This window comes from Ferrimonas senticii DSM 18821, from assembly GCF_000422665.1.
GTDB lineage: Bacteria > Pseudomonadota > Gammaproteobacteria > Enterobacterales > Shewanellaceae > Ferrimonas > Ferrimonas senticii.
Map to the genome: position 1 here is coordinate 1 of NZ_AUGM01000029.1, position 19,117 is coordinate 19,117.

The following is a 19,117-nucleotide window of genomic DNA, read 5'->3' on the forward strand; positions in this document are numbered from 1 at the left end:
AGTTGTCAGTTGTCAGTTGTCAGTTGTCAGTTGTCAGTTGTCAGTTGTCAGTCAGAACAGCAAAACGGGTTCCGCTGTTTCCGGCAAGCAATAACTGGCTACTGTTTTTGTTTTTGCTTCTGCTCTGGCTCTTACTAAAAACTACTAACTGATAACCAATCACTAGCCATCGTCTGCAAACCGATTACTGCAATAGGTTGTTTTCGGTTGAGCAAACCCCAAGATAGCAGTACAACTGCGCTAGTTTCGCCTTATACCAATTCAAGGAACTCCCCATGGCACAACAGTTTGACTACATCGTTATCGGCGCCGGCTCCGGCGGTATCGCCTCCGCCAACCGCGCAGCCATGCGCGGAGCCAAAGTACTGCTGATCGAAGCGCAGCACCTTGGCGGTACCTGTGTAAACGTTGGCTGTGTGCCGAAAAAAGTGATGTGGTTTGGTGCCCAAGTAGCCGAGGCGATCAACCTCTACAGCGAAGATTACGGCTTCGACGCTAAGATCAACGGCTTTAGCTGGAGCAAACTGGTGGAGTCCCGCGAGGCCTACATCGAACGTATTCATGGTGGTTACAACCGCGGTTTGGACGCCAACGGCGTAACCTTAGTGCGCGGTTTCGGCAAGTTCGTTGATAACAACACCATTGAGGTCAACGGCGACCACTTCACCGCACCGCACATTCTGATCGCCACCGGCGGCCGCCCGATCTACCCCAACATTCCGGGCGCTGAATACGGCATCGACTCCAACGGTTTCTTTGCCCTGACCGAACAGCCAAAGCGGGTCGCGGTTGTTGGTGCTGGTTACATCGCGGTCGAACTGGCGGGCGTTCTGCATGCACTGGGCAGTGAAACCCACCTGCTGGTGCGCAAACACGCGCCACTGCGTAACTTCGATCCAATGTTGACCGACACCCTAGTGGAGTTGATGGCTGAACACGGCCCAACCCTGCACACCCACGCGGTGCCCAAAGCGGTTGAGAAAAACACCGATGGCAGCCTGACCCTGCAACTGGAAAACGGCCAGTCACTGGAGGTTGATAGCCTGATCTGGGCCATCGGCCGCGAGCCAGCCACCGACGTTATCAACATCGAAGCCGCCGGCGTGCAAGTTAGCGCCAATGGCTACATCCCAGTGGATGAGTTCCAGAACACCAACGTGGCCGGGATCTACACCGTTGGTGACATCATGGAAGGCGGCATTGAACTGACCCCAGTGGCAGTAAAAGCCGGTCGTCTGCTGTCAGAGCGCCTGTTTGGTGGCCAGCCAAACGCCAAGATGGACTACTCGTTGGTACCAACCGTGGTATTCAGCCATCCAACCATCGGCACCATCGGCCTAACCGAGCCAGAAGCTCGCGCCCAATACGGCGACGACAACATCAAGGTCTACACCTCCAGCTTTGCGGCGATGTACACCGCGGTAACCAAGAACCGTCAGCAAACCAAGATGAAGCTGGTTTGTGCCGGTGCCGACGAAAAGATCGTTGGCCTGCACGGCATCGGTTTGGGCATGGATGAGATCCTGCAAGGCTTTGCGGTAGCAATTAAGATGGGTGCCACCAAGGCCGATTTCGACGCCACCGTAGCGCTGCACCCAACCAGCGCCGAAGAGTTTGTAACCATGCGATGAACGATAAGATCGCAGCAAAAAGCCGGCAGATGCCGGCTTTTTTGTTGTCATTTTTCGCCTATTGGCTTTGTAGCACCGCCAGCATCTGTTGCCGCATTAACTCATACTCTGGGTTAAAAGTGGTGCGCGCATGGATTTTGCCCGGCTCATTGGTGCCCCACGCGCTAAACCACACCGGCTCTCCGGCCTGACAGCGAGCCATTGCGTCGGCTTGTTGCTGGCCGTTATCACAGATCCGGCCGTTACCATCGATGCCGAAATAGGGATTCTGTGGCTGATACAGCATCCCCATGTGCGACATATTGGTGATTCGATAATCTGGGTAACGGGCAGGCAAATTGAGGGTTCGCGGAGAATCCAACTGCTGCTCGCCAAACCAAATTAAGCGACTGTCTGGATGACTAAAGCGCTCAGCAAAGGTGGCCGCAATCGTTAGTGTGTCCAAGATGCTGTCGTGCTCACTCAACACCATCAAGGTGGGTTTGCCGTAGCTACCGCGATCGAGCCGCGACATCACCTGTTCGCTGGTGCGATAGTACTGGGCAAAACCGTTGATCGGCATTCCACCCATATAACGGGTGTAGTTAATCTCGGCCTCGGCATTTGGCGTCTCTAACCAGTCTTTAAAATGACTAAGCAGTGGCGTTAACGCGATCAACGGTTCGTTGGTTTTGAACGCTGGCGAGAACAGCAACAGGCCATCAACCTGATCGTTATCGTAGGCCTCACTGGTGACCAAGTTACCGCCGGTGGAGAAACCACCGAGGTAAACGCGATCCACCTGCGCCGCCAATAATTCGGTGTGACGCTGCACCAACCGTTGCCAGTCTCGATGGTCAACCTTGAGCATATCGCCGGGGCGAGTGCCGTGCCCAGGCAGCAACACGGTGCGCACCAGATAACCCTGTTGATACAGGGTTTCGGCAATGTCACTCATCGAAAACGGCGCGTCCCCCAAACCGTGTACCAATAGCACACCGCCCTTAATCTCACCATTTTGACGCCACTCTCGTGGGGCGTTGGCGGCGATCTCGACCGCATGATTATCGGTCAGGAAATAGCGATTGGCCGCCAGATAGGCTCGGGTCTGCTGAGCGTATTCGGCGAAATCGCCGTAGTTACTTGGGTACGCTTGCTCGGATTCGACAAATAACGGGTGCAGCGATTGGGTTTGGCAGCCGCCCAACAACAACAGCGGCAACAACAATAAAGCTTTCATTCAGTAAACAATCCATCAAGGCCGCCATCGTCTTAAGTCAACAGCAGATCGGGGGAGCTGACATTAGCGATTTTCGTTGTGCTCGACAATCACGCCGAACGTGGCTCAAGGCCGGCCAAAAACAAGCCCAGTACCCCATCGATGTGTTGTTGTAATTGCGCTTCGGTTAGTGGCGCGGTTCCCAGCAATAATCGCTGCTGCGGCGCCAGCAACATCGCCGTGAAATAGTCGACATAAGCAGTGGCTTGGGCAGGCTGCAAATCAAAGTGGCGCAGCAAAAACGCCGCCAGTTGTTGCTCTAAGGATTGCGGCCCCTGCTGCCAAAACGGTTCGGTCAACTGCGGTTGCCGTGGGCTTTCGCTGATCAGCAATCGCGTTAGCGCCAGATGCGCCGGGCTTAGGTGGCCAGCGACAAACTGGGTTGCAAACTGGCGTAACACAACCTGTGGCTCCGACTGCTGCCACAACGGCGCAAAATCGTACTCTGGCTGTTCACCCAAAAGCTGCAAAACTGCGGCAAACAGGGACAATTTCGAGTCGAAATAACGATAAACCGTCTGTTTGGTTACGCCGGCCTGTAACGCCACCGCATCCATACTGGTCAGTTCAAACCCTTGAGTAAGGAACAGCTGCTGCGCCGCCGTTAGGATGGTCAGTCGTTTTTGCTGTTTGTTGTGGCTGAGCTTGCTGGTCATCGGGTTCTCCTTCCTAGCAACCAAACAATCATACCACTTGGTATGATTTTATTGACAGCGTTATTGCCAAGATCAATCATACTTGCAAGTATGATTTTGAACATATCGCGATGAACCAAGTAACTGCTGGCCGCTTTAGCCAGACCAATGGCCGATTATTCGGCTTCCTCTTAGCCGTAGCCGCCGCTGTACTGATGAGCTTTGATCCGGTATTTATCCGCTTTTCCGGCGTAAGTGGCTTCGATACCGCATTTTTGTTCGGCTTATTCAGCGCCATCTCAATGACCTTGATGTTGCAATGGCAGGATCCTCGCGGCGTTATCGGCGCCATTAAAGCAGGCGGTTTCGCGCTGTGGCTGTCGGCGGGATTGATGCTGATCAGTGGCAGTGGCTTGGTGCTCAGCATTAAGCACACCACCGTCGCCAACACCTTTGTGATCTTAAGTGCCACCCCAGCGCTATCGGCGCTGTTTAGCTGGTTGTGGTTTAGAGAGGCCACCAGTCGCCGCACTTGGCTGGCGATTGTCAGCGTGATGGTGGGGATTTTGATTGTGGTCTCCGGCTCTGCCCAAAGCGGCAACTGGCTCGGCGATGGCTTAGCGTTAATTGCGGTAAGCGCACTGTCGTTGCTGCAAACGGTGATGCGCCGCTACCCAGAGGTGAGCCGAATGGCCAGCGTTGGCCTTGGCAGTGCCCTTATTGCACTGGTGATGGGCTTATTGGCAGAACCCAGCAGTTACAGCCTAAATACCTGGTTGGTGATGGCGGCGATGGGATTACTTAGCGCCCCCTTCGGCCGCGTCTTAGCCCAAGTTGCCACTCGACACATTACCGCTGCGGAGGTGGGGATGGTGTTGTTGCTAGAAACGGTATTGGCACCGCTGTGGGCCTTTGGCTTTTTCGGCGAAGTTCCTGGCTACCTCAGCCTGATCGGTGGCGGCCTGATCTTTGCCACCATCGCCCTGTACGTCTACGCCGAATCGAAATAGCACCGCAAAACAAAAAGCCCAGCTCGCAGTCCGCGAGCTGGGCTTGGTTTTATCCGTAGGCTGGCTTAGAACGCAGGGGTCACTGCTACCGCAACGCCGTCGATGCCTTTCTTAACGATAACCACGTTATCAAAGCCAATGTGGCGCAGGGCGGTACCGACTGCGGTCGCGCGACCGCCGGTTTTGCACATCACCGCAATGGTCTTATCGGTTGGCAGTTTGGCCAGATTTTCTGGTTTAAATACTTCGTTGGCTGGAATGGCGAGGGTATTAGGCAGGCCGATCTGGACCGCACTCAGTTCACCCGGGTTACGCACATCCAGGGTCACCACTTCACCGGCTTTGGCTTTTTTCAGATACGCATCTGGGGTAGTCAGACCCAAGGCTTTACCTACTGCGGCACCGTGAACTGGGGCAAAGTAATCTTGATAGCTGGCCGCTAACTCTTTGTCGTATGCCATTGCCTGAGTGCTCAACAGCATGGCTGCAACTGCAATCCATTGTTTCATTTCACGTCCTTAAATTGGTTCGGTCATTGGAAAAATTTCGAACCAAAATCTATCCAAGCGACAACCACAGCACCGTGAAGCAATGGCCGCTTTTAGATTTTTTTACAGTTAAACAGCGCTAACCTCGGTCGCAGCGGCCATCGTAATCAGCCTTTTTTAGCTTTTAGAGTGGCTCGAATCTCGATCATGGCGATTGTTTATCCATTGATAGCGGTTATTTAGAGCTATCACTTAAAACGGTTGTATCCACTGCTCCCGCCGGTTTCCAGCCAAACAAACCACTAAGCCTATGCCGTATCATCGCCGACTCCGTCCAATAGCCTTGCCAACATCGCTATTTTATTGATTCATAGGTGAATGGACCGGTTGTTTATCAGACAAAAGACTTTAGGATCGGCGCCGTCATCAATCCTTGCGAGTTAAACCATGAACAACCGTCATCCACTGTTGGAAGACCTCTTCTCCCTCAGCATTGGGGTAATGCTGCTCAGCGTCGCGATAATGCTATTGAAACAAACTGGTGTAATGGTTGGTGGCGTAGCAGGCGTAGCATTGCTGTTGGATCACTTCAGCCAGTTTGGTTTTGGCCTGCTGTTTATGACCTTTAGCGCGCCGTTCTATCTGATGGCATGGTTCCGTATTGGTCGTCGCTTTACTCTTTACAGCCTCGGCGTCGTCGCCGCGATTTCGTTACTGACCGAGCAGCTGTCTCACTACATTACCATCGATGGACTGACGCCAATGGCGGCGGCGGTATTTGCTGGGATCCTTATCGGTGTCGGTATGTTGGTGCTGTTTCGCCACAACGCCAGTGCCGGCGGCTTCAATGTATTGGCGCTGTATTGCCAACAGCGGTTCGCCATTCGCGCCGGCTATCTATTGATGGGGCTCGATCTGACCGTCCTGTTTATCACCGCCATTACCATGGGGGTAGAGACCCTGATCGCGTCCGCCATCAGTTTTGTGTTGATGAATTTGGTGATCAGCATGAACCACAAACCAGGACGTTACTTGGGGGCCCAAGCGGCCTAAGCAATCAAAGTCCCCGACAGCAAAAAGCCCAGTTCGTTTGAACTGGGCTTTGTCGTTTTAGCTAGGCAATAACGGACTTAGAACATCCACTGGTATAGGTAACCGGCACTGATTGCCATGGTTAGGATAACCACCAGGAACGCTGCAATCATTTGGTTCTTAAAGATCGACTTCAGCAAAATCACTTCGGTCAAGCTGGCACCGGCAGAGCCAATGATCAGCGCCATTACCGAACCAGACGCCATCCCTTTTTTAACCAGTGCGGCACTCAATGGAATGACCGCTTCAGCACGAATGTACAGTGGGATACCAATTACCGCAGCGATTGGGATCGCGTACCACACACCTTGACCGGCGTATTCAACGATTAGGTCGGTTGGCATAAAACCGTAGATGAATGAACCGATACTGATACCCAACAGCAGGTAAGGCAGTACTTGTTTAAAGTCTTTCCAAGTCGCACGCCAGATGGTCATCCACTTGCTTTCGGCTTTCGCTACTGGTGCTTGGCTGTCGCCGCTGCAGCAAGAGGTTTTCGCTGCCACTTTTGGTGCACAGCAAGAGCTCTTTTCTTCTACCTTCGGAGCGCAGCAAGAGCTGGTTTCAGTCGCTTTTGGTTTGCTGTCGCCACACGCAGTAGCACAGCTGCTTTCGGTTGCTTTTGGCTTGCTGTCACCACAAGAGGTGCCACAGTTGCTCTCAGTACCGCCTTCGTAAGCTTCCGCTTTTACGTAACGTTCAAAGCCCAGCTTTTCCAAGATGTAACCCGCTGCAACCGACACAAACATCGCAATCAGGAAGTAGAACAGCGCTACTTTGGCGCCAAAGGTCACCACAAACAGGCCAATGATGATTGGGTTCAATAGCGGGCTAGAGAACAGGAACACCATCATTGGGCCGAAACCAGCACGGGCTCGCAGCAGACCTTTTAAGAACGGGATGGTCGAGCAAGAACAGAACGGGGTAATGGAACCCAGCAGTGCCGCAACCACGTAACCGCGACCGTTACGAGAGCTCAGAATTTGTTGAACTTTCTCTGGGGTAATGTAGGACTGCAACACCCCAACAAAGTAGCTGATGGCCAAGAACAGAATGGTCAGTTCTACTGCCAAAAACAGGAACATATCGAGGGCTTCACGGCCCATGGCTAACATTTCAGGACTCATTGATTCGACTCCAACATAATGACTATGGCGACGGCATCGCTAACTCAAACCGAAGCACTACATTTCTAAAGATGTCGAAATAATACATCCTGCCGTGACGCTGTCAAAGATTTATTTCCATTTTTTTGGAATTATTCTTATCAAGGCGGCCAACAACAACCAAAAACGGCGCCTCAGGGCGCCGTTATATCTATGAAAAACAATAAGTTAACTTGCTTTTACTGTTTGCTGTTCATCGGCACAGCATTCGTCATTCAAAAAGCCGATCACCGCATTCAGTTGCTCATACTCCGCCACACAATACAGAGTGCGCCCTTCCCGTCGCTGACTGATCAGCCCTGCTGACATCAGATTGCTAATGTGATGAGACAAGGTAGAGCCGGGGATCTGCAGCTGTTCTTGGATGGTGCCAACTGCAACCCCTTGAAAGCCAGCACGCACCACGCACTTATAGATACTCAATCGAGTGGCATGGCCCAGCTCTTTTAAGACTTTTGCTACTTCGTTTAGCTCCACGGTTGCCTCACTCATCGTCAATGTTTCGGTAATATTGGAAATATAAGCCGCCAACGCGGTTGGCGCAAGCGTCATATCAGCAACGAGCAAACCAACCGCTCTGGCGCAGACTAACGTAGCAAGCGCCGAAACTTGGCAGTGACAAAGCGGGGTTGAATGCCTAACTCAACCCCACTAACGGTGAGAACTACGATGCAACCGAGCGATAGCACCAACGCTCAGTAAAACGTTCACTGGTTAATGCCAATAACTGGCTAACGATGGCCGTTGCGGCAATAGCAAACAGCAATCGCGACCAGAATAGATAGCCGATGTCTGCGCCGGTAAACGCCACCAACAACATATCTTCAATCACCCCGTGCAGCAGATTTAACAGCAACACCACCCGAAACAGATCGACTTTGGCGATCTGCCCAGCTCGCGCCTGTTCTAACAGCAAACCACCGCCATAAGCCAAACCGACGGTGATCCCCACTATCGCTAAACTGGCGGCTTGTTTGCCAATCCCCATTAACCGCAAAAGTGGACTCAGCAGCAGCGATAACAGCTTTTCAATACCAAGCCGTGTTAATAGCCGCAATACCAGCATGACAACAAAGACAATCAGGGCTATCTGCGCCAAATTTTGCGTTTGTAGCAGCAGCCACTGCCACAATGTTTGCGGTTGCGGCTGCGCTTGCCATACCAACTGTGCCAGCTGTTGGCCGTCACCAGTCAGTTGATAAAACCGCGCCGTTAACCACGCCAGCATTAGCCCACCACCCAGCCGACTGAGTAATATCGCCCGCCAACTCATACCGACTCGCCGAGCAATTGCACCCTCTACTGGCACCCCATGGGCCACCAACATCAATGCAAACAGCGTGGTCATTTGCGCAACCGTCAACGACACGCCGCTGTTAACCAGCACCACCATCCCGGCATAGGTGTTGGTAACCAAGGTTGTCGCCCACACCAAGCCCATTTCAGCGGGTAAATCGAGCATCGCCATCAATGGCGCCAACCACTGTGACAACAGTTGGATCAGCCCCAACATCTCGCAAATTTTTATCACCACTAACGCCGGGATCATCACCCGAAATAAGTTGCGACAGATCCGCCCACTGTCGAGCAACAGCGCTTTTAAAAATACCCATACCGCCGTCATGCTGCCCTCATTCGCAACCAAATAACTTTCAGATTGGGTACTAATGGTAAAGTTGAACCAAGAAACAAAAATAAGGTTATTAGCTTCTTTGGTTGCCAATAATTTTCTATTTTTTGCATTTGGTTAATTTAATTAGGTTTGAATTGCACTCATGGAACTGGACAAAATCGACCGCCGCATCTTGCTAAAGCTGCAACACAACAATCGCATCGCCAATGTCGACTTGGCGGCCGAGGTGGGGCTGTCGCCGCCGGCTTGTCTAAAGCGGGTCAAACGGCTTCGCGATGAAGGCGTTATCGTTGGCGATAAGGCAATCTTAAACCCAGAGCTGATCGGCAATAAGCTGACGTTGATCGTCAGCGTCGAGATGGATCGTGACCGTGGCGAGATCTACCAGCAGTTCCGCAAGACCATCATGAAAACCCCGGAAGTAACCCAGTGTTATCAGATCTCCGGTTCCTATGATTTCATGCTAGTGGTAGCCGTGGCGGACATTCAGACCTACGAGACCTTTGTTGAACGCACCCTGAGATCCGATCTGAATATCCGTAAATTCCATACTGCGGTATGCATGCGCACGGTAAAGTTTTCCACTGAATTCCACCTTAGCGAATAGCCGCCACCGAATCGGCGTACAAGCGCAAATTACGCTTCGGATCGTTCAGCGTCAGCTGCATTCGCTGGCCTTGGCGTTGCACCTCTAAGGTCACTATCGGCTGCGCCGGCAGCGAGGCCAAATAGTGGTTATATTGGCTGCGGGTAAACAGGCGCTGGCCATCAATGCTGAGCAAGGTATCGCCGTACTTTAGTGGTTCCGAGGCTTGGCCAGCGTCATTACTGCCTTCGATGTACAGCACATTTGGCCGCTGGGCAGCGAAAGTAGCCTGCAGATATTGCGCCTCTGGCAGTTGCCTCCGCGCTTGTTCCCACAAGTTCTGCCGTTCTAACACTAAACGCTGATCGGTGGCCCAGCCTTCGGCCAATGCTTGTTGCTGCAATAACTTGTCGGCGCGCTGCAACCGTTCAATCAAACTGGCGGCGTTAACAGCGCGCTGTTTTGATTCGCTGATCTCAGCGGTTGTTGGGTCGAGCGGCAGCGGCTCTGGCTCAGCCACAGGCGGCGATTGCGGCTTGCCCTCCGCCTTGGCAGAAAACGCCTGAATGTGACCAGAAATATCCCCCGACATTCCCGCTTTTACCATCGCCAATAGCATCCGATTTTCGCTTTGCAGCAGCTTCAACTCCGCTTGCAGATCCGCCAGCTCTGGCGGCACCGCGATGGCCACAGGAGCATCGGAGACCGACGTTGATGCTGGCCATAACGCCACGCTAACCGCAGCACTGACCAACAGTCCGACCACAAATGTGGCGGCTGACAACAATTTTGCTGACATCGCACTCTCCCTTTGCTTGTCGATGGTCACAGTTTAACCCAATGAACCGATAAGGTTTTTTCCCTCTCGCCAGTGATTGGGTTAAGCGCTATCTGATTGCTATCATTAGCCAATTGTTTGTTCGTAAGCTGCTCGTCATGACCGACCGTTTTATTTTGGCCCTAGACCAAGGCACCACCTCTTCCCGCGCGGTACTGTTTAATCAACACGGTAAGGTAGTAGGCATCGCCCAACGTGAATTTGGGCAACTGTATCCACAGCCAGGTTGGGTTGAGCACGATGCGGTCGAGATCTGGGCAACCCAACGAGCGGTAATGACCGAGGTGCTGGCGCGCGCCAAAGTACGCCACAATCAAGTGGCGGCGATTGGCATCACCAACCAGCGGGAAACCACGGTGATCTGGGATGCTGAAACCGGCGAACCGATCCACAACGCCATCGTCTGGCAGTGCCGTCGCACCGCCGATCTGTGCCAGCAACTGAAGCAGCAAGGGCTGGAGGCGCACGTTCAAGCGACTACCGGCTTGGTGCTCGATCCCTACTTTTCCGCCACCAAGATCCGCTGGATTTTAGATAACGTGGAGGGGGCGCAAGCGCGAGCCGAACGCGGTGAACTGCGCTTTGGTACCATCGACAGCTGGCTGCTGTGGAATCTGACCGAGGGCAAAGTGCACGCCACCGATCACACCAACGCTGCCCGCACCATGCTGTACGACATCCACAATCACTGCTGGGATCAAACCCTGCTGCAAGCGTTAAACATTCCCACTAGCCTGCTACCGCAGGTGCAACCAAGCCAATCGCTGTTTGGCCAAGCGCAGTTAGGACCGGTGGCCGTGCCGGTTGCCGGTATCGCTGGCGATCAACAAGCGGCGCTGTTTGGCCAGCAATGTACCCGCGCCGGAATGGTCAAAAATACCTACGGCACCGGCTGTTTTATGTTGATGCACACGGGTGACAAACCGGTGCAATCGACCCACGGCTTGATCACCACCTTGGCCTGTTCCAGTGCCACGCAAACCCCTTACGCCCTGGAAGGATCGGTGTTTATTGGCGGTGCCAGCATTCAGTGGCTGCGGGACGAGCTTGGGCTTATCCGCAATGCCGCCGAAAGCGAAACCGTGGCGGCCCAAGTGGACGACAACAACGGCGTCTATCTAGTGCCCGCCTTTACCGGCCTAGGCGCACCGTATTGGGATCCCGATGCTCGTGGCACCTTGGTCGGCTTAAGTCGCGGCAGCAACCGCTGCCATATTGTGCGCGCGACCTTGGAATCGATCGCTTATCAAAGCAACGATCTACTGCAAGCGATGCAGCAAGACGCCGAGTTGACCTTAACTGAGCTGAAAGTCGATGGCGGTGCCAGCAACAACAACCTATTGATGCAACTGCAAGCGGACATCAGCCACTGCGATGTGGTGCGTCCAAGCAATTCGGAAACCACCGCTGCCGGCGCCGCGTATCTTGCAGGGTTACAGGTGGGTTTCTGGCAGCCACAACAATTGGCCGCTCTTAATCCCCCAGCGCGCCAGTACCAACCACAGCTAGCAGAACCGCAGCGACAAGCGCGACTAACCGGCTGGCAGAAGGCCGTGGCGCAATGCCGCTTTAAAGGCAACTAAGCGCCCACTAAAGCCGCAAATATTGAGTCAGCTAACATAATCTGACGCGGTGGCGCGATAAGCTTTCGCCGCCGTTTTTGCTCCACCAATTATCAACAGATTAGGATGGTTGCGGACAGGGTTCTGAACTCATGACTAGGCCCAGTGGCCTACACTTGAGTTGAACAACAGGCTTTGATTTTCAGTCGGTTAACTAATAAGACGAGGTCTTAGGTGACACAACCACTCAGTTTAAATAGCGCCGTGGCGCGCTTGCGCGGCCGCCTTGGGCAACTGCGCAACAGCCAACCGCCGCAGCGGTGCCTGCAACTGGTTGAAACTGTCGAAGCCCCCCCGCTGTTGGCGTGGCTAGCCAATCAGCAACTGTATCCAAAAATTTTCTGGCACGGCCGTCGTGATGGCCAATTGGTCGCTGCCGTTGGCGCGGCGGTGCAACTGCAACTGCCACAGATGCCCAGCGCTGAAGCGCTGGATCGCCTTTATAACGAATTTTTGCGCAGCAACCCCGATGGCCTAATGCGGCTGTATGGCGGCGTTTCGTTCGATCCACAGCAACCGGCATGGCCGGAGTTTGGCCAAGCACGATTTGTATTGCCGCGACTGGAGATCCGCCAAAACGGCGAGCAAGCGCAACTGTTGTTAGCCCTAACCAGCGACGACTGGAGCAATGATTTTGCTGAGGTGTTAGCGACGCTGGGACAATTGCAACCGACCGCGCCACTGCCGCCACTAGCGCCTGCGGCGGTGATCAGCCAAAGCGAATGCCCAGACCAAAGTCGTTGGCATGAACTGATAGGCCAGGTAACTCACCCTAATTTCATCGCCGACACCCCCAAAGTGGTGTTGTCGCGAGAAACCGTACTGCACAGCGACAACCTGCCCAATCCATGGACCACGCTGCACAGTTGGGGGTTACTCAATCCCACCAGCTATCAATACGGTTTCCAGTTCAGCGCCGAGCAAACCTTTATCAGTTGCTCGCCAGAACGGCTATATCGCCGCTTAGGGCGGGAACTGTCGACCGAAGCCTTAGCTGGTACCACCGTTCGTGGCAGCACCGAAGCGCAGGATCAGCAGTTGGCGCAAGCGCTGCTGGATGACAGCAAAAACAGCCATGAAAACCAGTTGGTGCGCGAACATATCGAGCAGCAATTGGCACCACTGGCGGATTACGTTGGCGCCGAGTCGAGCCCAACCATCTTAAAGCTCAACCACATTCAGCATCTGCATCGGGATATCCGCGCCGAGCTGAAAGCGGGCGTTAATGACCTGCAACTGCTGCAGGCGCTGCACCCAACCCCAGCGGTTGGCGGCTTGCCACGGGAAGCGGCGATGAGCTTTATCCGTCAGCGCGAAGGCTATGAGCGCGGCTGGTATGCCGGCGCCTGTGGTTACTTCGGTGCCAACGAATCGGAGTTCTCAGTGGCGATCCGCAGCGCTCGCTTTCAACCAGGTAAAGTAAGTCTTTACTCCGGCGCTGGCATTGTTGCTGACTCGGATGCTGCCAGTGAATGGCAAGAAATTAATAACAAATTGACCACCGTACTTGGGATCCTACACGGACTATGACCCACAGCGCCGATCTGAATCTTTTATGGGCCAAACTGGTCGTGGAAGAACTGCACCGCTTAGGTGTGCGCCACATCTGTTTGGCTCCTGGCTCTCGCTCTACGCCGCTGACCATGGCGGCCGCCGAGCACCCAACCATTGAACGCCACACCCACTTTGACGAGCGCGGTTTGGCGTTTTTGGCCTTAGGCTTAGCCAAATCTAGTCACAGCCCGGTGGCGATCATCACCACCTCTGGCACCGCGGTGGCTAACCTCTACCCGGCCATCGTTGAAGCCTACCAAACCAACGTACCGCTGATCGTCCTCAGTGGTGATCGGCCACCGGAATTGATCGACTGTGGTGCTAACCAAGCGATTGTACAGCCAGCTATTTTTGCCGATTACGCGCGTCGTTTGGACCTGCCGGCAGCGGATCTGAATATTCAGCCACAAGCGTTGTTGGCGCAGCTGGATCACGCCATGGCGGATCTGGATAAGCCGCTGCACATCAACTGCATGTACCGCGAGCCACTGTACCCAGATGGTAACCGCAGCGATTTTAGCGAATACCTGAAGCCGATTGCCGCTTGGCATCGCGATCAATTGCCGTGGCAACAGCTGCCAAGCCAAGCGCAAACCGCGCTGCCAAGCGCCGAGCAGATCGTCGAATTTGCCAAAGGCAAAGGGGTGATTGTGGTCGGCACCTTGGGGCCGGAGCAAGATCCACAGCAGTTAGTGGCGCTGTCCAAGCAACTGGGCTGGCCACTGCTGGTGGATGCCCAATCGCAACTGCGTCAGCACCCAGAGGCGATCAACCACATCGACCAACTGCTGCATCGGCCAAGCTGCCAAGCACTGCTGGCGCAAGCCGATAAGCTGCTGTGGTTTGGCAGCCGCTTGCTGTCTAAACGGCTGATTAACTTGATTGAATCACAGCCTTGGCAACAGTTATGGCACTGCCTGCCGGTACGTCGCAACCTCGATCCCGGCCATCTGCGAAAAGTCAGCTTTAGCGGCAACATCAACGATTTCTGCGCCTTGCCATGGCCGCAATCGGATAACGCCGATTGGGCCGACGCCTTGGTAACCGCCAATCAGCAGTTGGAACCGATTTTCGCCACTAATGAACAGGGTGAGTTGACTGAGATGGCGGCGGTGCGCACCTTGTCGGCCATTGCCAATGATCAGCACAACCTGTTTATCGGCAACAGCCTGCCGGTGCGTCTGTACGATATTCTGGCCAAGCCCAAAGCCGACGCCGCCAAGGTATTTACCAACCGGGGCGCCTCTGGCATCGATGGCCTGTTTGCCACCTGCGTTGGGGTTGCCCGCGGAAACGACAAGCCCACCCTAATGGTGATTGGTGACGTCTCGGCGCTGCACGATCTCAACTCATTGGCACTGGCTCGCCATAGTCGTCAGCCGTTGGTACTGGTGCTGCTCAACAACGACGGCGGCAGCATCTTCAATATGCTGCCGGTGGCGAACGAGCAGCTAAAGCAAGATTACTATCGCTTAGGCCATGGTCTGAACTTCGCTGGCGCCGCAACGCAGTTTGAACTGAACTACCAGCGCCCAAGCAGCCAAGCGGAATTGGCCGAGCAGATCCAACAAGGGTTAAGCCAAGCCGGCTGCAGCCTGATTGAGGTGGTCGTGCCGCCAGAGCAATCGGCGCAGATGATTGTCGCTACTGGTCAGCAGATCCGTGTCCTTGCGGACTGATCCCCAGCAATTGCTTTACTGTCATCGTTTCGGCGATGGCAGTAAGCCAACCTTAGTGCTGCTGCACGGTTTTCTCGGCAGCAGCGCCGATTGGCGGCCATTCGAAGCAGAACTCGGCCAAATCGCCAACTGCTACGCTTTTGATCTGCCCGGCCACGGCGGCAGTCGCGCCGTCCAGCTGCAACAGGCACCCGCCTTTAATGAGGTGGTCGATCGATTGCTAGCGCAGATCCCCGCCGGCCCATTTCATCTGTTTGGCTATTCCCTTGGTGGCCGCATTGCCCTGCATCTGGCCCATCGCTGCCGCGAGCGCTTACTCAGCTTCACCTTAGAATCCGCCAATCGCGGCATTTTGACCGAACCGGAAAAGGTGGCTCGACTGGCCGACGATCGACAGTGGTGGCAGTTGATGCACGACCACGGCATGGCCGCCTTTTTAGATGTTTGGTACCGACAACCGGTATTCGCCGAGATGACCGAACCTAAGCGTCAGCAGATGATCCGCCAACGACTGGATAACGACCCACAAGCGTTAGCGGCGATGTTTCTTGGCACCAGCATGGGCCACCAACAAGACCAAGCGAGCCTAGCCGTACCAACCCTACTGATGACCGGCAATCGCGATGATAAGTACACCGAGATGGCGCAGCACTGGCCAGATCCGCGGCTAACCCATGTGCTGATCGATGGCGCAGGCCACAATATTCACGCTAGCCAACCCGCGGCCTTTATTGCGACACTGCAAGCTCAGTTAACCTCGTCGTAAAAGGCCCAAACCTTATGGATAAGCTCAACCTCAGCCGCCCGCAAACCGAACAGCTCGCGCAAGCGATCCAGCACTATTGCCAGCAGGAGTTTGAGGTTGATCTTGGCCAATTTGAAGCGGAGTTTCTGCTGCAATTTGTGGTCGATAAGGTCGCGCCAGAGATCTACAACCAAGCGTTATTGGATGCCCAAGCGCTGCTGGAAAACCGGGTGAATGACTGGCGCGACGATCTCTACCAAATCGAGAAACCGAGCCTACTGCGATGAAAGCCGTCGGCCTCTATCGCTACCGTAATCCGCTTAATACCCCGCTGCGCTTTAAAGGCATCGAACTGACCGCCCGTGAAGGGCTGTTGTTGCGGTTTGATCATGCAGGGAAAACTGTTTGGGGTGAATGCGCGCCACTGCCGCAGTTCTCTGTTGATGATCTGCAGCAAAACCAACAAGCGTTGCTCGCTTGGCTCGATAGCGACCAAGGCACCATTGAGGGATTACCTCCCGCAGCACAGTTTGCCATCAGCAGCGCTGAGTTTATGGCGACACGTTCGCAGCCACTAAAGGCGTTACAGACCGTGCCGTTATTGGTGGGCGAACCCAAGCGGATGCTGGCTCAAGCCCTCGCCAGCCCGCAACCGCTAATGAAGCTGAAATTGGCGCGCACTGAGCTTGGCCAAGAGATCGATTTGGTGCAGCAGCTGCAGCGCCAACGTGCGGATCTGCGACTGCGGATCGACGCCAATCAAGGATGGACTGTCAGCCAAGCCTGTCAGTTTGCCGAGGCGGTTGACCTAAGCCGAATCGATTACGTCGAAGAGCCCTGTGCGACACTTACCGCTAACCTCGCGGCATACGCCCGCAGCGGCTTGCCGCTGGCATTGGATGAAACCACTCAGCAACCAGATTACCGCTACCAAACGCTTACCGGGATCAAAGCACTGGTGCTGAAACCCAGCTTAATTGGCTCGGTCAGCCGCTTGCGGAATCTAATTCAGCAAGCCCACGCCGATGGTCTAAGCTGCGTGCTATCCTCGGCGTTTGAAAGCAACCTTGGTTTAACTGTCATCGCCCACTTGGCGCAGCAGTTAACTCCCAACGAGCCCGCCGGACTCGATACCCTATCTTCGTTGCAGTTCGATCTGTGCCACGCCAATCCATGGCTGCCGGATCGACCACTGTTAACCCCAGACCAACTGGAGCCACTATGGCGCTGATCCGCTGTCCACTGCAAAGTGCAGCCCGTCGTTGGGGCGATGCCATCGCCATCGACGGTGAACACACCCTCACCTACCTTGAACTGGATGCTCGCGTTACCGGCCTCTGCCACGATCTACGCAAACAAGGCGTGGGTAACGGCAGCCACCTTGGCTACTGCGCCGGTAATCAGCTGGAAGCGATCCTGCTGATCTACGCCTGTTTCCGTCTCGGCGCAGTATTTGTGCCGCTGTCGACCCGCTTTCCTGCACAGCAGCAGCAGCAACTGATCGACGAACTCAACATTCAATTTGGCTACCCCGAACTGCCAGGCACCAAAGCGATCATGGTGTTAGCCAATGAGGGCGAACAACTGTGGCAGTTCGATGGTGACCTACCGGCAACCATGGTGCTGACCTCTGGTTCCAGCGGCAGCCCTAAAGCAGCGGTACATAATGTCCTGCAGCACTTAGCCGCCGCCGAAGGCAGCTTTGACCAAACGCCACTCACCATCGGCGATCGCTGGTTGCTGTCACTGCCGCTATATCACATCGGTGGCATGGCGATCCTATTCCGCTGTCTGCTCAGCGGCGCCACCGTGGTTTTGCCACGGCAAAAAGACGCCGAAGCCTGTTTGGCGGAACAACAGATCACCCACGTTTCAATGGTCGCCACTCAACTGCAGCGGCTATTGCAACAGCCAACCGCTGCGGCTCAATTGGCCAGCGTTAAAGTGCTGCTGTTAGGCGGTAGTGCCATCCCCGCTAAATTAGTGGAACAGCTACAATCATACTCGTTGCTGGCTCTAACCAGCTACGGCATGACCGAGATGGGCTCACAAATCACCACCGGCGCCGCCAATAGCCAAGGATTGGCCGGATTGCCATTGGCGGGACGGCAGATCCGCATCGACCAAGATGGGGTAATCGAAGTCCGTGGCGACAGCCGTTTTCTCGGCTACTACCAGCACGGCAAGTTGCAGCAACCTTTCGATAAGGACGGCTGGTTTCATACCAAAGACCGCGGCCAATGGGTTGGGGAGCAACTGAAAGTCCTAGGTCGGGCCGACAATATGTTTATCAGCGGCGGCGAGAACGTTCAGCCAGAAGCCATTGAAGCGGTGATCAGCCAGGTTGAAGGGGTCAATCAGGTGATGGTGGTGGCGATTGCCGATGATGAATTTGGCCAACTTCCGGTGGCGGTGATCGATGGCGATTACCAGCAAACTGCGGTCGAAAAGCGCTTAAACAAGAAATTGCCACGCTTTATGCGACCACGCCACTACCTAAGCTGGCCTATAGATCTGCAATCCAGTGGCATTAAAGTCAGCCGCCAAGCGATCCAGCAGTACGCTGCCGCCCAGCTATAGTGATGAAATAGGTACAACCAAGGCCGCGACAGCGGCCTTTTTATTGCGTTTTCGCTTGGCTATTTGGCTTTTAAAACAACGAAAAAGGCCCTGTTCCGAAGAACAGGGCCTTATCGAAAAGTGGTGCTAATACCCAGAGTCGAACTGGGGACCTCATCCTTACCAAGGATGCGCTCTACCGACTGAGCTATATCAGCACAAAGCTTTTATGAAAAAACCCGACTCTTTCGATTCGGGCTTTCTCTGAATAAGTGTCTGACGATGACCTACTCTCACATGGGAACTCCCACACTACCATCGGCGCAACTGCGTTTCACTTCTGAGTTCGGCAAGGGATCAGGTGGGGCCACAGCGCTATTGTCATCAGACAAAAACTGAATTTGGATTAAGCTGACTTTTCTCAGTCAATTTTCTTACAAGGACTTAGATATCCGAGCAAAACCATTTTGGTGTTGTATGGTTAAGCCTCACGGGTCATTAGTACAGGTTAGCTCAACGCCTCACAACGCTTACACACCCTGCCTATCAACGTGGTAGTCTTCCACGGCCCTTTAGGATACTTATAGTATCAGTGAGAACTCATCTTGAGGCTCGCTTCCC

18 protein-coding genes, 1 tRNA gene and 2 rRNA genes are annotated in these 19,117 nt (G+C 54.3%); 11 read left to right on the forward strand and 10 right to left on the reverse strand.

Features of this window, described 5'->3' with window-relative positions:
- The first annotated feature begins 275 nt into the window (after window positions 1–275).
- Window positions 276–1,631, forward strand: a complete 1,356-nt coding sequence (gene gorA, locus G506_RS0112840) for a glutathione-disulfide reductase (RefSeq protein WP_028117216.1) — start codon at window positions 276–278, stop codon at window positions 1,629–1,631.
- Window positions 1,632–1,689: 58 nt separating this feature from the next.
- Here gorA and G506_RS0112845 read toward each other — a convergent pair whose 3' ends face one another.
- A complete protein-coding gene (locus G506_RS0112845; RefSeq protein WP_028117217.1) occupies window positions 1,690–2,850 on the reverse strand; it encodes an alpha/beta hydrolase in 1,161 nt (386 codons plus the stop codon).
- Between the two features lie 89 nt (window positions 2,851–2,939).
- Window positions 2,940–3,545, reverse strand: coding sequence for a TetR/AcrR family transcriptional regulator (locus G506_RS19690; RefSeq protein ID WP_051202117.1), 606 nt, complete (start codon window positions 3,543–3,545; stop codon window positions 2,940–2,942).
- A 110-nt stretch (window positions 3,546–3,655) separates the two neighbouring features.
- Between G506_RS19690 and G506_RS19695 the strand changes: the two genes are divergently transcribed.
- Window positions 3,656–4,534 carry a DMT family transporter gene (locus G506_RS19695; protein WP_051202118.1) on the forward strand — a complete coding sequence of 293 codons (879 nt, stop codon included), beginning with the start codon at window positions 3,656–3,658 and terminating at the stop codon, window positions 4,532–4,534.
- A 65-nt stretch (window positions 4,535–4,599) separates the two neighbouring features.
- Here G506_RS19695 and G506_RS19700 read toward each other — a convergent pair whose 3' ends face one another.
- Complete coding sequence (locus G506_RS19700; protein ID WP_035387340.1) at window positions 4,600–5,043, reverse strand: rhodanese-like domain-containing protein; 444 nt, start codon at window positions 5,041–5,043, stop codon at window positions 4,600–4,602.
- A gap of 426 nt (window positions 5,044–5,469) precedes the next feature.
- Here G506_RS19700 and G506_RS0112865 point away from each other — a divergent pair, with 426 nt between their 5' ends.
- Window positions 5,470–6,075 carry a YitT family protein gene (locus G506_RS0112865; protein WP_028117218.1) on the forward strand — a complete coding sequence of 202 codons (606 nt, stop codon included), beginning with the start codon at window positions 5,470–5,472 and terminating at the stop codon, window positions 6,073–6,075.
- A gap of 77 nt (window positions 6,076–6,152) precedes the next feature.
- On the opposite strand, the gene G506_RS0112870 is transcribed toward G506_RS0112865, so the two are convergent.
- The 3 genes from G506_RS0112870 to G506_RS0112880 form a co-directional block, all read right to left on the reverse strand.
- A complete protein-coding gene (locus G506_RS0112870) occupies window positions 6,153–7,241 on the reverse strand; it encodes a permease (RefSeq protein WP_028117219.1) in 1,089 nt (362 codons plus the stop codon).
- A 207-nt stretch (window positions 7,242–7,448) separates the two neighbouring features.
- Window positions 7,449–7,772 carry an ArsR/SmtB family transcription factor gene (locus G506_RS0112875; protein WP_420806093.1) on the reverse strand — a complete coding sequence of 108 codons (324 nt, stop codon included), beginning with the start codon at window positions 7,770–7,772 and terminating at the stop codon, window positions 7,449–7,451.
- A gap of 172 nt (window positions 7,773–7,944) precedes the next feature.
- A complete protein-coding gene (locus G506_RS0112880) occupies window positions 7,945–8,904 on the reverse strand; it encodes a hypothetical protein (protein WP_028117221.1) in 960 nt (319 codons plus the stop codon).
- Window positions 8,905–9,055: 151 nt separating this feature from the next.
- Here G506_RS0112880 and G506_RS0112885 point away from each other — a divergent pair, with 151 nt between their 5' ends.
- Window positions 9,056–9,520 carry an Lrp/AsnC family transcriptional regulator gene (locus G506_RS0112885; RefSeq protein ID WP_028117222.1) on the forward strand — a complete coding sequence of 155 codons (465 nt, stop codon included), beginning with the start codon at window positions 9,056–9,058 and terminating at the stop codon, window positions 9,518–9,520.
- Here the strand turns inward: G506_RS0112885 and G506_RS0112890 are convergent.
- Window positions 9,510–10,298, reverse strand: a complete 789-nt coding sequence (locus G506_RS0112890) for a PDZ domain-containing protein (RefSeq protein WP_028117223.1) — start codon at window positions 10,296–10,298, stop codon at window positions 9,510–9,512. The two genes, G506_RS0112885 and G506_RS0112890, sit on opposite strands and share 11 nt — an antisense overlap.
- A gap of 137 nt (window positions 10,299–10,435) precedes the next feature.
- On the opposite strand from G506_RS0112890, the gene glpK reads away from it, so the two are divergent.
- The 7 genes from glpK to menE all read left to right on the forward strand — a co-directional run bounded on the left by glpK (window position 10,436) and on the right by menE (window position 18,517).
- Window positions 10,436–11,920, forward strand: coding sequence for a glycerol kinase GlpK (gene glpK, locus G506_RS0112895; protein WP_028117224.1), 1,485 nt, complete (start codon window positions 10,436–10,438; stop codon window positions 11,918–11,920).
- 213 nt (window positions 11,921–12,133) lie between these two features.
- On the forward strand, window positions 12,134–13,489 hold the full coding sequence (locus tag G506_RS0112900) for an isochorismate synthase (RefSeq protein ID WP_028117225.1): 1,356 nt from the start codon (window positions 12,134–12,136) through the stop codon (window positions 13,487–13,489).
- Entirely contained in the window at window positions 13,486–15,192 is a 1,707-nt protein-coding gene (gene menD / locus G506_RS0112905; RefSeq protein WP_028117226.1) for a 2-succinyl-5-enolpyruvyl-6-hydroxy-3-cyclohexene-1-carboxylic-acid synthase, read from the forward strand. The genes G506_RS0112900 and menD overlap by 4 nt, the downstream gene beginning before the upstream one ends.
- The gene (gene menH / locus G506_RS0112910) at window positions 15,176–15,958 is read left to right on the forward strand and encodes a 2-succinyl-6-hydroxy-2,4-cyclohexadiene-1-carboxylate synthase (RefSeq protein ID WP_169628113.1); all 783 of its coding nucleotides are present in this window, start codon (window positions 15,176–15,178) and stop codon (window positions 15,956–15,958) included. Before menD ends, menH begins: the two co-directional genes overlap by 17 nt.
- Before the next feature lie 14 nt (window positions 15,959–15,972).
- Window positions 15,973–16,224 (forward strand): DUF2164 domain-containing protein, encoded by a 252-nt coding sequence (locus G506_RS0112915; RefSeq protein WP_028117228.1) that lies wholly within the window; start codon window positions 15,973–15,975, stop codon window positions 16,222–16,224.
- Window positions 16,221–17,168: an o-succinylbenzoate synthase gene (gene menC, locus G506_RS0112920; RefSeq protein WP_028117229.1), complete on the forward strand. Its 948-nt coding sequence runs from the start codon at window positions 16,221–16,223 to the stop codon at window positions 17,166–17,168. Before G506_RS0112915 ends, menC begins: the two co-directional genes overlap by 4 nt.
- Window positions 17,159–18,517, forward strand: coding sequence for an o-succinylbenzoate--CoA ligase (gene menE, locus G506_RS0112925; RefSeq protein WP_051202121.1), 1,359 nt, complete (start codon window positions 17,159–17,161; stop codon window positions 18,515–18,517). Before menC ends, menE begins: the two co-directional genes overlap by 10 nt.
- A gap of 121 nt (window positions 18,518–18,638) precedes the next feature.
- Here the strand turns inward: menE and G506_RS0112930 are convergent.
- The 3 genes from G506_RS0112930 to G506_RS0112940 form a co-directional block, all read right to left on the reverse strand.
- Window positions 18,639–18,714, reverse strand: a tRNA-Thr gene (locus tag G506_RS0112930).
- 56 nt (window positions 18,715–18,770) lie between these two features.
- A 5S ribosomal RNA gene (rrf, locus tag G506_RS0112935) occupies window positions 18,771–18,885 on the reverse strand.
- An 88-nt stretch (window positions 18,886–18,973) separates the two neighbouring features.
- Window positions 18,974–19,117 (reverse strand): 23S ribosomal RNA (locus G506_RS0112940); the annotation flags it as partial.